At 46.7% G+C, this 15,323-nt stretch carries 11 protein-coding genes; all 11 read left to right on the top strand.

Annotation, left to right across the window (positions count from 1 at the left end; translation table 11 throughout):
- The first annotated feature begins 3 nt into the window (after window positions 1-3).
- From ACKTT1_RS04925 to ACKTT1_RS04875, 11 genes are read left to right on the top strand one after another with little or no spacing between them, the layout of a single operon-like run.
- Window positions 4-996, top strand: coding sequence for a PhoH family protein (locus tag ACKTT1_RS04925; protein WP_412710400.1), 993 nt, complete (start codon window positions 4-6; stop codon window positions 994-996).
- Window positions 959-3,073: an HD family phosphohydrolase gene (locus ACKTT1_RS04920; RefSeq protein ID WP_412710399.1), complete on the top strand. Its 2,115-nt coding sequence runs from the start codon at window positions 959-961 to the stop codon at window positions 3,071-3,073. The genes ACKTT1_RS04925 and ACKTT1_RS04920 overlap by 38 nt, the downstream gene beginning before the upstream one ends.
- 4 nt (window positions 3,074-3,077) lie before the next feature.
- A complete protein-coding gene (gene cdd, locus ACKTT1_RS04915) occupies window positions 3,078-3,908 on the top strand; it encodes a cytidine deaminase (RefSeq protein WP_412710398.1) in 831 nt (276 codons plus the stop codon).
- Between the two features lie 22 nt (window positions 3,909-3,930).
- Complete coding sequence (gene era, locus ACKTT1_RS04910; RefSeq protein ID WP_412710397.1) at window positions 3,931-4,815, top strand: GTPase Era; 885 nt, start codon at window positions 3,931-3,933, stop codon at window positions 4,813-4,815.
- A 12-nt stretch (window positions 4,816-4,827) separates the two neighbouring features.
- Window positions 4,828-5,625, top strand: coding sequence for a DNA repair protein RecO (recO, locus tag ACKTT1_RS04905; RefSeq protein WP_412710396.1), 798 nt, complete (start codon window positions 4,828-4,830; stop codon window positions 5,623-5,625).
- Between the two features lie 59 nt (window positions 5,626-5,684).
- Window positions 5,685-6,560, top strand: coding sequence for a glycine--tRNA ligase subunit alpha (gene glyQ, locus ACKTT1_RS04900; protein ID WP_412710395.1), 876 nt, complete (start codon window positions 5,685-5,687; stop codon window positions 6,558-6,560).
- 6 nt (window positions 6,561-6,566) lie between these two features.
- Entirely contained in the window at window positions 6,567-8,678 is a 2,112-nt protein-coding gene (gene glyS, locus ACKTT1_RS04895) for a glycine--tRNA ligase subunit beta (protein WP_412710394.1), read from the top strand.
- Window positions 8,668-9,528, top strand: coding sequence for a kinase/pyrophosphorylase (locus tag ACKTT1_RS04890; RefSeq protein ID WP_369017248.1), 861 nt, complete (start codon window positions 8,668-8,670; stop codon window positions 9,526-9,528). The genes glyS and ACKTT1_RS04890 overlap by 11 nt, the downstream gene beginning before the upstream one ends.
- Window positions 9,525-12,173: a pyruvate, phosphate dikinase gene (gene ppdK, locus ACKTT1_RS04885; protein ID WP_369017249.1), complete on the top strand. Its 2,649-nt coding sequence runs from the start codon at window positions 9,525-9,527 to the stop codon at window positions 12,171-12,173. Before ACKTT1_RS04890 ends, ppdK begins: the two co-directional genes overlap by 4 nt.
- Window positions 12,174-12,226: 53 nt before the next feature.
- Window positions 12,227-13,324, top strand: coding sequence for a deoxyguanosinetriphosphate triphosphohydrolase (locus ACKTT1_RS04880; RefSeq protein WP_412710393.1), 1,098 nt, complete (start codon window positions 12,227-12,229; stop codon window positions 13,322-13,324).
- Between the two features lie 17 nt (window positions 13,325-13,341).
- Window positions 13,342-15,306, top strand: coding sequence for a sodium-translocating pyrophosphatase (locus tag ACKTT1_RS04875; protein WP_412710392.1), 1,965 nt, complete (start codon window positions 13,342-13,344; stop codon window positions 15,304-15,306).
- Window positions 15,307-15,323: the final 17 nt, after the last annotated feature.

Here is a 15,323-nt window from a genome sequence, read left to right as displayed (position 1 = left end):
AACTTGCGTAGTCAGCGTTACGTGAACGAGGCGCGTTTAAGAATAAATGATCTTTCAAACCTCAAAAAACTTTTTGGCGGCTTTGATGCCAATGTTGCTTTAATAGAAGAGGTCTTCGATGTTGAGATTTCGGTGGCCGAGGATTCAATAGTTATCAAGGGCAAGCAAAATGGTTCCTCGGCCCAACTTGCTTTAAAGTTTCTTGAAGAGCTGATTCAGCTTTTTCAGGAAGGGTTGGAAGTGGAGTACCAGGATCTCCAAAAGATGGCCCTGGCCTTCAAAGCTGATCGCAACGCGTGGTGGAAAAATGAGGTTGGGGAAACTATTTTAGTAACCGCTTACAATAAACCTATCAGACCTAAAACTCCAGGACAGGTAAAATATGTCCAGGCAGTGAGGAAGGCGGAAATAACCTTTTGTATAGGCCCAGCTGGTACTGGAAAGACATATCTTGCTATGGCCATGGCCTGCGCGGCACTGCAGCGAAAAGAAGTGAGTCGCATTGTTCTGGTCAGGCCGGCGGTTGAAGCAGGTGAAAGCTTGGGCTTTCTCCCTGGAGACCTTAAAGAAAAAATTGAGCCCTATCTCAGACCCCTGTATGACGCACTCTATGAAATGCTTTCTCCGGAAAGATTTCAGAAATTCAGCGACCGCGGAACTATCGAGGTTGCACCCCTTGCCTACATGCGAGGACGAACTCTTAACGACTCATTTATTGTTCTTGATGAAGCGCAAAATACTACAGCCGAGCAAATGAAGATGTTCCTGACTCGGATGGGCTTTGGTTCAAAAGTCGTGGTTACTGGAGACATCACCCAAATCGACCTTCCGGCTGGCAAAACTTCTGGTCTGGTTCTGGTACAGCATATCTTAAAAGATATTGAAGGCATCGAGTTTATATATCTTTCCGAACGTGATGTAGTTCGCCACCACCTGGTCCAAAAAATTATCCTTGCTTATGAACAATTTGAAAAGAAAGCTTCTTCAAAAAAGTAGCATCTTGAGTTTTATTAAACACGATCTACCCCTTTTTGCCAAAGCAATACCCCTTTCCTCTCTGATTTATGCTTTGGTGCTATTTGCGGTTCTCTGGATTCCTGGTTATCTTGCCAGCACCAACCTCTATCCCGGTAAAGTGCTTATTCAAGACATTGTTGCTCCCACTGACCTGGAAATAGTGGATGTGGAGGGAACGCGAAAGCTTCGGGAGAAAATGGCTTCCAGCATATCGCCAAGATATTTAGTAGATCAGGAAACAGTGCAAGAAATACAGGAAGAAGTTGCTTCTTTTTTTGTGGAACTGGAAACACTGCGTCAAACTCCACTACCAGAATTGCAGCAGGAACGGAGTAGGTTTATAGAGAGGTGGAAAATCACCTCGGGTGTTTTGGAGTGGCTTGTAGAAACGCCACTTCCAATTTACACTGCTGCGAAAACGATTTTCCTGGAACTTTTAAACGAGGCGTTATCCAAGCCGATAGCTCCGGAAAACCTGGAAGATGTGCTTTGGCAATTAAACTCTCGACTGGAAGAAGACGAACTACCTGAGGAAGGCAAAAGAGCTCTGAGTTTTCTGGCCTTTCGTTTTTTGAAGCCCACGGCTATTCTGGATGTTGAGACTATGCAAAGGGAGAGACAGGAAATCATCAGTCAGGTGGAGCCAGTTAAAAGAATCATTCCCAGGGGCGAGATTCTCATTCCCAAGGGAAGCGTGTTAACCCAACAGGATGTAGAAATGCTTCGTTCTCTGGGCTTGGGCAACTGGCAGAGAAGCTTTAGCGGGTTGTTAACGCTCTCAGTCTTGATAATTATTTGCTGTACAGCAGAGTTTTTCTATCTGAAGAACTTCACCCCTTCTGTGCTGGCCAACAAAGACCTTCTCTGGATCCGCATCCTAATTGTAGCTAGCGTGGTAGGTTTGAATACGTTTTCCACTCGGATTTCCCCTTACTTTGTGTTGCTCCCTATAATTTCTTTTGTCCTCTGTGCACTGCTGGGCAGAGAAGCGGCTTTCGGAGAAGTCATTGTTCTTTTCCCACTCCTTCTCTGGAGCAGCCACTTCTCTTTCATTCAGGGTTCTTATTCGTATCTTAACCTGCTCTTGCCCATTTTTCTGCTGCCCACGAAAATATCCCGACGGGATTTGATTAGAACAGGTTTCTTGATGGCATTTATCAATGTTCTCCTGGTGGCTCTTTTTGCCTATTATGAAGAAAAGCAAATGCTTATTCTGCTTGAAAACACCTTGTTTGGACTGATAAGTGGGATTGGCTCTTCCGTTCTGGCTCTGGGAGCAGTGGCTTTTCTGGAAAGCACTTTTCACGTGGCTTCTGATTTCCTTCTGCTGGAACTCGTCAATCCTACCCATCCCCTGCTTCGTCGGCTTATGATAGAAGCCCCAGGCACCTACAACCACAGTATTATGGTGGCCAACCTCGCCGAAGCCGCAGCGGAAGAAATTGGTGCTGATCCCCTTCTGGCCAGAGCCGGTGCCTACTATCACGACATCGGTAAGTTGAAGAGACCTTACTTCTTTATCGAAAACCAGATGGGAGGGAGAAACATACATAATCGTCTTAATCCTAATCTGAGTGCGCTGGCCATACAGAACCACGTGAAGGATGGAGTAGAGGTCGCTCGGGAATATCATCTTCCTCCGGAAATCATAGAGATCATCAGGCGTCATCACGGAAGAACGCTTATGCGCTATTTTTATGAGAAAGCCCTTCGGGAGCGAAACGATACCGTTATGGAAGAGGAATTTCGCTATCCGGGCCCTCTTCCTCGTACTCCGGAAGAGGTGTTGGTTTTTCTTGCCGACAGCGTTGAGGCAGCGGTCAGGGGAATACGTAACCCTACGCCGAGCAAGATTGAAACTGCGGTTGAGAATATTCTTCAGAATTATCTTAAGGATGGACAGCTGGACGAAGCGGATCTGACACTCAAAGACCTACGTAAGATAGTAAGAACTTTTGTTCTAGTTTTGATTGGGACCTTTCACACTCGCTTGCCTTATCTGAAGTTGCAACCACAGGTTCTTCAGGTGAGGAAGCGCAAGCTGAGGCAGGGATAGAAAAGTGAAAGCCAGCCAAATACGAATTGTGGAATGCGGTGAATTCAATCTCCAAAGGGGTGTTGTTTCAAAAAGAAAACTTGAAAAGCTGCTACAACTGGTTTTGAAGGAAGAAGGAAAAAATCTTTCGGGAATTTTGAATTTGGTTCTGGTTGACACAGAAAAAATGCAGGAGTTAAAGGAACGTTTCTTTGGCAAAAGAGAATCTTCAGATGTCATGTCTTTTTTTTATGGAGAGGAAGAAGACCAAACGTGGGGAGAAGTGATTATTTGCATTCCTGTAGCTCTCGAACAGGCAAGAGTAGCAGGCAATTCTATCGACGATGAAATAAGTCTATTATTCATACACGGACTTTTGCACTGTTTGGGTTACGATGATAAGGAACCCCAGGACTTGCAAGCTATGAGCGAGAAGCAGGAACAGTATCTCAACGCTTTTAAAAAGCACCTACTTTTTGAAAAGTTGATTAATAAAGCTTTAAAACAGCTTGATTTGTCTTACGCGCCGTACTCGGGTTACAGGGTAGCTTCTGCCTTGCTTTGTGCAGACGGGACGATGGTAACTGGTGTGAATGTGGAGAATGCTTCTTTTGGGCTGAGCATCTGTGCTGAAAGAGTAGCAGTGAGCAAGGCGATATCCATGGGGAAGCGCGACTTTGAAGCCATTGCCATCGTTTCTGAAAAAAGGGACTTTTGCTATCCTTGTGGTGCGTGTCTTCAGGTTCTAACTGAATTCTCACCAGGAATAAAAGTCCTGCTAGCTCGCTCCAGCGAAGATTTCAAGGTCTTTGATCTGAAAGAGCTTTTGCCCCACTCCTTTTCTTTGAAACAATAAACACTGAAATGGAGGAAAAATTATGAGTTTCAAATCCGGCTTTGTGACCATTTTAGGAAGACCCAATGTGGGCAAGTCCACTTTCCTAAACAAAGTGGTGGGACAAAAGGTAGCCATCGTTTCCCCTAAACCTCAAACCACCAGGAAGTCCATTAAGGGCATCCTCAATCGCCCGGACAGTCAGGTCATTTTCGTTGACACCCCGGGCTTGCATGACCCGGTGGATAGCCTGGGTGAGTTCATGGTCAAAGAGATACAAGATGCACTGGAAGGTATAGATCTCCTTCTTTATATGACCACTCCAGAAGAGGGATGGCAAGAGGATATTCATTACCTGGAACAACTAAAAAATTTTACTAATCCTAAATTCCTGGTAATCAACAAAAAAGACCTGACCACTGAAGAAAAAATTGTGGAAATTGTCAGTTTCCTTTCCCGTCACACCCCTTTTGCTGAGTCAATGGCAATTTCGGCTTTGACAGGGGAGGGTATCTCAGAATTGCTTGAAAAAGTAGTAAACTACCTTCCTGAAGGAGAACCCTATTATGAGCCTGGCATAGTTTCCGATGTTTATGAACGGGAGATAGTGGCCGAGATAATACGGGAAAAAATCTGGTGGAATGTTCATCAGGAAGTGCCCTACGGCGTAGAGGTTAGAGTTGAGGAATTTAAAGACAGAGGAGAAATCATTTATATTCAGGCCACCATCTATGTTGAAAGGGATTCCCACAAGAAAATTATCATCGGCGAAGGAGGCAGAATGATCAAGAAAATTGGTCAGGAAGCACGGGAGGAAATCGAGTACAACTGGGGCAAAAAAGTATACCTGGACCTCTGGGTCAAAACCGAAAAGTCCTGGCGTAAACGCCCTGAGGTATTGAGGCGCTGGGGCTACAAAGTGAAGTAAAAACGTTTTTTTATGCTTCGAGGTTATATCAAAGATTCTGGTATCGTGATTAAACAATTTGATGTAGGCGAGATAGACCGCATCGTTGTGGTATTTACCAAAGAGATGGGTAAAATACAGGTAATGGCTAAGGGAGCCAGGAAGGTGGGCAATCGCTTGGGTGGTGCCCTCGACAAATTTGTACTTTCGGAGTTTCTGTTTTATGCGGGTCGCTCTTTGCCAGTGGTGGTGCAGGCAGAAATTAAAAGGTCGTTCCGAATGCTTGCTCGATCCTTTGAAAAATGGCTTCTGGGCAACTACATCCTGTATCTCATTGACCAGGCCATTGAGGGAGGAAGCCAGCAGGAAAGGCTTTTTGGAGAAGTGCTGAAGATTTTTGCTTTTGCAGATGGCAGTCCCCCTAAGGCGGTCCGCAGGGGTATCTTGAAATTTAAACTGATTTTGCTTCAATGTCTGGGGTTACAGCCTCGGCTAACTAGCTGCGCAGTGTGCAACCGGGAAGGCAAAACGTTCAACTATTGGAGCCATGCTGAAGGAGGAGTTATGTGTGGAAATTGCGCCTCAAAACCTGAACTGGCTAAAAGCTGTGCTCCTATATCACAGGATATGCCTTCAATCTGGTTGCATCTTCTCCACCTTCCTTATCCCTCGCTTTCCAAGTTAAAACTTACTGGTGACCAGTTTTTTCATCTGGACGAGCTTAGTTCCCAATATTTTTCACATCACTTAAATAAAGACACCTGGAGCATCGAAGCCTTCCTTGCCAGGTATCCTGAAAAACCCACAGCAAGTGAATCAGAGAGAAGTTGACAGTCAGTATTTCTGTTGATATAGTTTACTTTTGGTGGTTTTCGGAAGGAGCTGAAAAGATGTATTTTCAGGACATCATTCTTAATCTTAGCGATTTCTGGAAGCAAAAAGGTTGTGTGATTCAACAACCCTATGACATCGAAGTTGGGGCTGGCACCATGAACCCGGCTACCTTTTTGAGGGTGTTGGGTCCTGAACCCTGGAAAGTGGCTTACTGTGAACCCTCTCGCCGTCCCACCGATGGCCGTTACGGGGAAAATCCCAATCGCCTTTATGAGCATTATCAGTTTCAGGTAATCATTAAACCTTCTCCAGCTGAGATTCAGGAGTGGTATCTGGAAAGCCTTTTCAGTCTTGGAATTAATCCCCTGGAACACGACATTCGCTTCGTAGAAGACAACTGGGAATCTCCCACCCTCGGAGCCTGGGGATTGGGTTGGGAAGTGTGGCTTGATGGCATGGAAATAACCCAGTTTACCTATTTCCAGCAGGCAGGAGGAATAGACCTTAAGCCCATTTCTGTGGAAATAACCTACGGTCTGGAAAGAATAGCTATGTACCTTCAGGAAAAGGATAACGTATTCGAGGTTTTGTGGAACCCCCACTTTACCTACGGAGACATTCGTCTCCAGGAAGAAAAGGAACACTCTGTGTATAGCTTTGACGAGAGTGACCCAGACTTGCTCTTTCAGCTCTTTGAGCTCTATGAAAAAGAAGCAGCAAGATTGGTGGAGAAGCAGCTTGTCCTACCTGCTTACGATTATGTTCTTAAGTGTTCCCATGTGTTCAATCTTCTTGAAGCGCGAGGAGGCATAAGCGTCATCGAGCGCAGCCAGTACATGGCCCGTATCAGGAAGCTGGCCAACCGATGTGCACTGGAGTACCTGAGAATGAGGGAAGAAGCAGAATTCCCTTGGACAAAAAAGGAGTTGTAGGAGAAGATGAATTCTTCTGGAAAAACTCTCCTGGTGGAAGTTGGCATGGAAGAACTTCCCTCGAGCCTTAAAGAGGAGGTTTTCGAGAAATTCGAGGAAGTCTTCCTGGATGTTTTGAGGTCAGAACAGATTATTTTTGGTGAACATAAAGTATTAGGTACCCCAAGGCGGGTTACCATCCTCTTGCATGGAGTGGAAGAGTTTCAAAGAAAACAGGTTCTGGAGGTAAAAGGCCCTCCTAAAAAAGTGGCCCTTTCGCCAGAAGGGGAGTGGCTGAAACCCGCTTTACTTTTTGCACAAGCTCAGGGAGTGGAACCCAGCTCTCTGTTTATTAAAGAAGCCGAGCGAGGAACTTACGTGTTTGCGCGCAAAGAGATTCCGGGCAAGGCGATTAAGGAAATTCTTCCTCAGGTTCTTAAGAAAGCGCTTTCGTGTCTCCAGTTTTCGCGTTCCATGCGCTGGGGCGAAGGAAACGTCGCCTTTGTGCGTCCTATACGATGGTTAGTTGCGCTTCTTGATGATGAAGAAATCGTTTTTGAATTTGCAGACATAACTTCCTCCAAGTTTAGTAGGGGACATCGGTTTCTTTGCCCTGGCAAAGTGGCCATTTCCAGTGCAGAAACCTATCTGGATACCCTTCGTAAAGCTTTTGTAATAGCCGATCCTCAAGAAAGAAGGGCGAAAATAGAGGAGCTCTTGACTTCCTGTGCTCAGGAAGAAGGCATATTTTGGTTGAGAGATGAAAACCTTTTAGAAGAAGTAAACTTTCTGGTAGAATATCCTGGAGTAGGAGTAGGGCGCTTTGAGGAAAAGTATCTTACCCTACCTTCAAAGGTATTGATAACAGTTATGAAACATCACCAGCGCTACTTTGCCTGTACGGATGAGAGGGGCAACCTCTCTCCTCATTTTATGGTGGTTTTGAACCGACCTGCTGATGGAAGCGAAATCATAATCAAAGGCAACGAAAGAGTCTTAAGGGCCAGACTCGAAGACGCTCTCTTTTTCTTTCATGAAGATCGAAGGAGCTCTCTTTCTGATAAAGTCGACAAATTAAAAGGTGTTGTCTTTCAGGAATCGCTGGGTACCATGTGGGAAAAGACTCAGCGCCTAATTCAGCTGAGCAGGTACTTGGCTCAGAAACTCCATGTTGGCAAGGAAAAAGCACAGTTCTTAGAGCGAGCTGCTTTTCTTGCCAAAGCAGACCTGGCCTGTGAAATGGTCAAGGAATTTCCTGAACTCCAGGGTTACATGGGTCGGGTTTATGCCCAGGAAGATGGGGAAGCTGAAGAAGTTGCGCTGGCTATTGAAGAACAGTACTTTTCTCCATCAGAGGGAAATTATCCCAAAACGCTGGTTGGAAGCGTTTTGAGTCTAGTTGACCGGGTGGACACCATTGTTTCGAGCTTTGCCTTAGAGCGTATTCCCAGTGGTTCTGAAGATCCTTTGGGTCTCAGAAGACTGGCCCAGGGCCTTATTGGCCTCATAATAAATAAGTGCTGGTTTTTAGGTATTAAAGAGCTCATTCGCGAAAATCTCTCTCTGATTGCAGAACAGGGTTTTGTGTCTTTTGACGAAGCCGTGGTGGAAAAGGTACTGGCCTTTTTGCTAACCCGTTTGCGCACCTTCCTTTTGGAACAGGGTATCAATTACTCAATCATCAATGCAGTGTTGGGTATTCCAATCGACGATATTTACGAGGTTTACCTTCGAGCTTCAGCCTTGCAAAAGCTCTGGGATGCTGAGAAGAGTGTTTTAGAAGCAGTTTTGACTGGTTTCACTCGCGCTTACAACATAAGTAAAAATTTTGACGGAAGCGCAAATGTGGACGAACAACTCTTACAAGAGGAAATTGAGAGAGAGTTTTATCAGTCTCTTTTGCGCTTTGAAAAAAATTTTGAAAGCTCTCTGAAGGAAGGGAATTACCAAAAATTGTTTGAAGATTTCTATACTTTGGTTCCTGTCCTGGACCGGTTTTTTGAAAAAGTCCTGGTTATGGCTCCTGAGGAAGCGATACGCAAAAACCGACTTGCGCTGATGAAAAAAATAGTTCTTTTATGGCATCGGTTTGCGGATTTATCCCAGGTGGTTATTCAGGAGGAAAACGGTGGAAGTTAAAAAGGAAACGACCTCGAGAGACGATTTTAACATTTTTGTAATATCCGATGGCACCGGTAAAACAGCTCTCTCGGTGGTGCAGGCAGCACTGGTGCAGTTTGAGTTACCCCGGGTGAACATTTTACCCTTCACCAAGGTTCGCCACTGGGAGACCATAGAAAACATTCTGGACATGGTGAGAATCCAAGACCTCGTGGTGTATACGCTGGTCAACGAAGAAATGGCCAGCCGGCTCCGCGCTGAAAGTGTAAACCGCGGTATTTTTGCACTGGACCTTTTGGGTCCCATTGTGGAAGCTTTGAAAAAAGCCAGTGCTCGTCAACCGAGGGGCAAACCAGGCCTCTTCCAGAGCCTTGAGGAAACTCCCAGCCACGCTGAAGCTCTGGAGTATTCGATGGAAAAGAGTACCGGCTTCAGTATTTCCAATCTTGACAAGGCTGATGTAATCGTCTTCAGCGTGTGGTATCCCCATCGGGATGAAATTACTCTCATGCTTGCAGAAAAGGGATTGAAGTGTGGATTTATCCTTCTCAACCCTGATTTACCGCTTCCTTACGATCTCGAGGAGGTGATTAGAGAAAGTTGTAAGAAAGGCGTTGTCCCGGTAGGTATTTGGATAAATGAAATGGACCTGAGCAGGGTTAGAGCAGAGAGAATCAACGCTCTGGGCCTGGACAGGCTCAGCAGGAAAGCACAACCTGAAGTAGTAAAAAAAGAACTGGATTTCGCCATGACGATATATAAAAAGCTGGGTTGTGAGATTATTGACATAACCAATTTGACTACCAGAGAAATCAGCGAGAAAATAGCAAATCTTATTAACAATAAAAAGAAGGAGGAAGCATCATGAACAAAAAGAAATACGTTTACTTTTTTGGCGAAGGAGACGCTTCAATGAAGATGCTCCTGGGTGGTAAGGGAGCCAATCTTGCTGAAATGACCCGCATCGGCCTGCCGGTGCCACCAGGGTTTACCATTACCACTGAGGCCTGCGCCCACTATTACAAGAACAACGAGCAGTGGCCAGAAGGGCTTGAAGAGGAAATCCTGGCTAATCTTAAACAACTTGAGGAAAAAAGCGGTAAGAAGTTTGGCGATCCCAACAATCCGCTTTTGGTTTCGGTCCGTTCTGGAGCACCCGTTTCCATGCCAGGCATGATGGACACTATCCTCAATTTGGGGCTTAATGACGAGGTGGTAGAAGGCCTGGCTAAGTTGACCGGGGACAAGCGCTTCGCCTACGACTGCTATCGGCGATTCATTCAGATGTTCGGCAACGTGGTTATGGGCATTGACCATTCCAAATTCGAAGCCATCCTCGACGAAGTTAAGGAAGAAGTAGGAGCTAAGCTGGATACTGATTTAGATGCTGAAGCTCTTAAAAAGGTAATCCAGAAATACAAAGAACTCTATAAAAAAGAAACCGGAGAAGACTTCCCTCAAGAACCTTATGAACAGCTCAAAAGAGCCATCAATGCCGTGTTTGAGTCCTGGAACAACAAGCGTGCAATCACTTACCGCAAAATTCATGGCATTCCTGACGATTGGGGAACTGCAGTAAATGTTCAGATGATGGTGTTTGGAAACATGGGCTTTGATTCTGGAACCGGTGTTGGATTCACCCGTAACCCTTCTACCGGAGAGAAAGAATACTACGGCGAGTATCTTCTCAATGCTCAGGGTGAGGACGTTGTTGCTGGCATCAGGACGCCCAAACCAATCGTGGAGATGGAAAAGGAGCTTCCCAAAGCTTTTGAAGAGCTAAAAAAGGTTTATGAAATTCTTGAAAAGCACTACAAAGATATGCAGGACTTTGAGTTCACTATCGAGAAGGGTAAATTATACCTTCTTCAAACTCGAACCGGTAAGCGAACTGCTCAGGCAGCAATCAAAATCGCTGTGGATATGGTCAAAGAGGGACTCATCGACAAGAAGACTGCTATTTTGAGAGTAGACCCCAACCAGCTGAACCAGCTTCTGCATCCCCAGATTGACCGCAGTCAGCCAATCCAAGTACTTGCTAAAGGGCTTCCCGCATCACCTGGTGCTGCATACGGTAAGGTAGTGTTTGACGCTGATGAAGCCGAAAAGCTGGGTAACGAGGGTGAAAAGGTCATCCTGGTCAGACCTGAAACCACTCCCGATGATATTCACGGCGTAGTTGCTGCTCAAGGTGTTCTGACCAGCCGTGGAGGTATGACCAGCCATGCTGCAGTGGTAGCTCGCGGAATGGGTAAACCCTGTGTTGCCGGCTGTGAAGCAATCAAAATTGATCTCGACAAGAAGCAGTTCACCGTAAACAGCACAGTAGTGAAAGAGGGTGATTACATCACCATAGACGGTGGAACTGGAGAAGTTATCCTGGGTCAGGTAAAGACCATTCCACCTCAGCTTTCTGGAGATTTCCAGACTCTCCTTTCCTGGGCTGACGAAGTGAGAAAACTGGGAGTGCGTGCTAACGCTGATACACCTCAGGACGCTCAGAAAGCACTGGAGTTTGGAGCAGAGGGTATTGGACTCTGCCGTACAGAGCATATGTTCATGGCTCCAGACCGGCTTCCCAGCGTGCAGAGAATGATCATGGCTCAGAATGAAGAAGAGCGCAGAAAAGCACTCAGTGAGATAGAACCTATGCAGAAGGGCGACTTCAAGGAGATTTTCCGCATTATGGAAGGGAAACCGGTAACCATCCGCTTGATCGATCCTCCTTTGCATGAGTTCTTGCCCAAGCTCGAGGATCTGCTGGTGGAAGTGACCACCCTTCGCGTCAAGGGAGTAACCGGTCCTGAACTCGAAGAAAAAGAAAATCTGCTTAAAATAGTCCGCAACCTCCACGAAGCCAACCCAATGCTTGGTTTGCGCGGATGCCGCCTGGGCATTCTCTATCCGGAAATCGTTGAAATGCAGGTTCGGGCAATTATGGAAGCAGCCTGCGAACTGACAAAAGAAGGCATTAAAGTAATTCCGGAAATCATGATTCCGCTGGTTGGCCACCGAAATGAAATTAAAGTTCTTAAGGAGAAGCTGGATGAAGTTGCCCAGGCCGTCATCAAGGAATATGGCGTGGATGTTAGCTATAGCTTCGGAACCATGATCGAGGTACCTCGAGCGGCACTGGTTGCAGACCAGATTGCTGAATACGCCGAGTTCTTCTCCTTTGGAACTAACGACCTGACTCAGATGACCTTTGGTTACAGCAGAGACGATGCTGAAGGTAAGTTCCTCTTCTACTATGAAGAGAAAGGAATTCTCGAAGAAGATCCCTTCCAGGTTCTGGACCAGGAAGGCGTCGGCCAGCTGATGCAGATGGGTGTCCAGAAAGGAAGAAGTACTCGTTCTAACCTGAAGTGTGGTATCTGTGGTGAGCATGGTGGAGAACCCAAATCAGTTAAGTTCTGTCACAAAATAGGCCTTAACTATGTCAGTTGTTCACCATTCCGGGTACCTATTGCTCGTCTAGCAGCGGCACAGGCTGCAATTGAAGCAGAGAAGTAACAATTCAAAGCTTCAAATTCCTGAACCGGGGGAAACATCCCCCGGTTCTTCGGGTGATAACCTTGAAAATAGAGGAAATAAAAAGATTCTGGGAAGAGAAAGAGCGGGAGCTTCTTTCCCCTTATGCTACTTTGAGTTCCCAGAGCAGAGGGAGAAAGTATCCTGAAGCAGAATGCGACCTGCGCAACGCCTTTCAGCGCGACCGGGACCGCATTATTCACAGTAAAGCCTTTCGAAGACTGAAGCACAAAACCCAGGTTTTTCTCAGCCCTGAGGGAGACCATTACCGCACCCGTCTCACCCATACCCTTGAAGTGGCACAAATTGCCCGTACTATAGCCCGAGCTCTTCGCCTTAATGAAGACCTCACCGAAGCTATAGCTTTAGGACATGACCTGGGGCACACTCCTTTTGGCCATGCTGGAGAGGAAGCGCTTAACGAAGTTTATCCCGAGGGCTTCAGGCACAATGAACAGAGTCTCAGAGTGGTGGATCTACTCGAAAGGGATGGCCAGGGTCTGAACTTGACCTGGGAAGTCAGAGACGGCATCCTGAAGCATTCCAAGACTCATTCCAGCACTTTGCTTTGTTCGGAAGAAGACCTTCCCGCTACCCTGGAAGGGCAAGTGGTGCGCCTTGCAGATGTGATAGCCTACGTCAACCACGACATTGACGATGCACTCAGGGCCGGCCTTATTAGGGAAGCAGAATTGCCGAGAAATTCAATTGCTGTGCTTGGAAGCACCCATCGAGAAAGAATAGACCACATGGTTAAGGATGTGGTGCTGAGTAGTATTAACTCTGACCGTATCACCATGAGTCAAGAGACCAGAGAAGCCACTGAAGAGTTACGTAGCTTTCTTTTTCAAAGGGTTTACTTCAGCGATGAACAGGTAAGGGTGAGGAGCAAAGCCAAGAGGCTGATTAAGGACCTTTATCTTTTTTTTCTCGAGCATCCTGATTTTTTTCAAAAAGAATGCTCTTTCTGCTTACCAAAAGAGGTTTCTCTTGATAGAATTATTTGCGACTTTATTTCAGGTATGACTGATAGGTACGCTCTGTACATGTACAAAAAATATTTTCTCCCTGATCCCTGGCCTCAACAAGGCAGTGGCCCGGGCAGCGGGGAAGCTAATAGAAAAGCAGAATAACATAGAAAGGAGGAGTTATGATGGGAGTAGTGCTTTTTGCCCCGATTGCAGGCTTAATAGCAGTTCTTTTTGCGCTCTCGCTGGCACAGAAAATCAACCGCTGTAGCCCTGGAAATGAACGCATGCAGGAAATATCCAAAGCGGTTCAGGAAGGGGCCATGGCCTTTTTGAAGCGAGAGTACAGTTTCCTGATCTTCTTCGTGATAGTTATGTTCGTCGTGCTTGGTTTTGCCCGCAACTGGGTTACCGCAACTTGTTTCCTGGTAGGTGCTCTTTGTTCTGGTCTTGCTGGATTTGCGGGAATGCGCATCGCAACCAGAAGTAATGCCCGTACCACCCAGGCAGCCACTGAAGGCGTCAGCCAGGCACTGAAAGTGGCTTTTTCCGCCGGAGCTTTCATGGGAATGTGTGTGGTTGGTTTTGGCCTTCTGGGCTTGGGAATCCTGTATGCTATTATCCGCGATCCAGAGGTAATCAATGGCTTTGCATTGGGAGCCAGCTCTATTGCGCTCTTTGCTCGTGTTGGTGGAGGAATTTACACCAAAGCGGCTGACGTGGGCGCTGACCTGGTAGGAAAAGTTGAAGCCGGCATACCCGAAGATGACCCACGCAACCCGGCAGTTATCGCTGACAACGTGGGTGACAACGTTGGTGACGTAGCCGGAATGGGTGCCGATCTCTTTGAATCTTACGTGGGTTCCATCATTGCTGCAATGATCCTTGGAGTAACCCTTTTCTCTGGTTTTGCAGGAGTAGCCTATCCTCTTTTAATGGCAGCTTTTGGAATTATTGCTGCAATCATCGGCACTTTCTTTGTAAATGCTAAAGACGAAAAGGGCCTTGCCGCCGCTTTGAATCGAGGCACTTACATAAGTGGCCTTCTGGCTGCTGTGTTCAGCCTGATTTTGTCTCTGGCCCTCTTTGGCAATCTCAGCGTTTTCGTCGCCACAGTAGCTGGCTTGATTGCAGGAATTGCTATCGGTCTCATTTCCGAATACTACACTTCGAGCCACTTCAAGCCCGTTCGCAACCTTGCTGAAGCATCGAAAACCGGACCAGCCACGGTCATCATCGATGGGCTTTCAGTAGGTATGGAAAGCGTGGTTGTGCCAGTAATACTCATCTGTGGAGCGATACTGGTCTCTTACTGGGCAGCAGGAATTTATGGTATCGCGGTTGCTGCACTGGGCATGCTCTCTATTACTGGCATGACTCTGGCCATCGACGCTTATGGCCCTGTTGCTGATAACGCGGGTGGAATAGCTGAGATGGCAGGGTTGGGACCCAATGTCCGCAAGATAACTGACTCGCTTGATGCTCTGGGTAACACCACCGCTGCTATCGGAAAAGGCCTGGCAATTGGCTCAGCCGCACTGACCGCTCTGGCTCTTTTTTCAGCCTACGGTGCAGCAGTGAACCTCAAGGTTATCGACCTCATCAAGCCCATGACCGTGGTAGGACTTTTCATTGGCGCTATGATGCCCTACCTTTTCAGCTCACTGGCGCTTCGAGCAGTTGGCAGGGCAGCCTTTAGAATGGTGGAAGAAGTGCGCAGGCAATTTCGTGAAATTGCTGGTCTTATGGAAGGCAAAGCCAAGCCAGACTATGCCCGATGCGTGGATATCAGCACCCGGGGAGCTCTTTCTCAAATGATTTTACCCGGCATTCTGGCTGTAATAGTTCCCCTGATCGTTGGAGTTGCTTTAGGCAAAGAAGCTCTGGGTGGGCTTCTGGCAGGAGCTATTGTTTCTGGCTTGATGCTGGCAGTAATGATGGCAAATTCTGGTGGAGCCTGGGATAATGCCAAAAAGTACATTGAGGAAGGCAACCTGGGCGGAAAAGGTTCTCCGCAGCATGCAGCAGCAGTAGTAGGTGACACAGTAGGAGACCCATTTAAAGATACGGCTGGGCCTTCGCTGAACATTCTCATTAAGTTGATGTCCATTGTAGCCTTAGTTTTTGCCCCAATTTTCATTCGTTAACTGCTCATTTTGACTGA

It is taken from the genome of Atrimonas thermophila, assembly GCF_045864955.1.
Classification (GTDB): domain Bacteria; phylum Atribacterota; class Atribacteria; order Atribacterales; family Thermatribacteraceae; genus Thermatribacter; species Thermatribacter velox.
This window is presented reverse-complemented; position numbering and strand designations above follow the sequence as displayed.

Excerpts from the sequence above, each read along its gene's own strand:
- ACKTT1_RS04920 (WP_412710399.1), top strand. The coding sequence starts at position 959 with ATGAACAATTTGAAAAGAAAGCTTCTTCAAAAAAGTAGCATCTTGAGT.
- era (WP_412710397.1), top strand. The coding sequence starts at position 3,931 with ATGAGTTTCAAATCCGGCTTTGTGACCATTTTAGGAAGACCCAATGTG.
- recO (WP_412710396.1), top strand. The coding sequence starts at position 4,828 with ATGCTTCGAGGTTATATCAAAGATTCTGGTATCGTGATTAAACAATTT.
- glyQ (WP_412710395.1), top strand. The coding sequence starts at position 5,685 with ATGTATTTTCAGGACATCATTCTTAATCTTAGCGATTTCTGGAAGCAA.
- glyS (WP_412710394.1), top strand. The coding sequence starts at position 6,567 with ATGAATTCTTCTGGAAAAACTCTCCTGGTGGAAGTTGGCATGGAAGAA.
- ppdK (WP_369017249.1), top strand. The coding sequence starts at position 9,525 with ATGAACAAAAAGAAATACGTTTACTTTTTTGGCGAAGGAGACGCTTCA.
- ACKTT1_RS04875 (WP_412710392.1), top strand. The coding sequence starts at position 13,342 with ATGATGGGAGTAGTGCTTTTTGCCCCGATTGCAGGCTTAATAGCAGTT.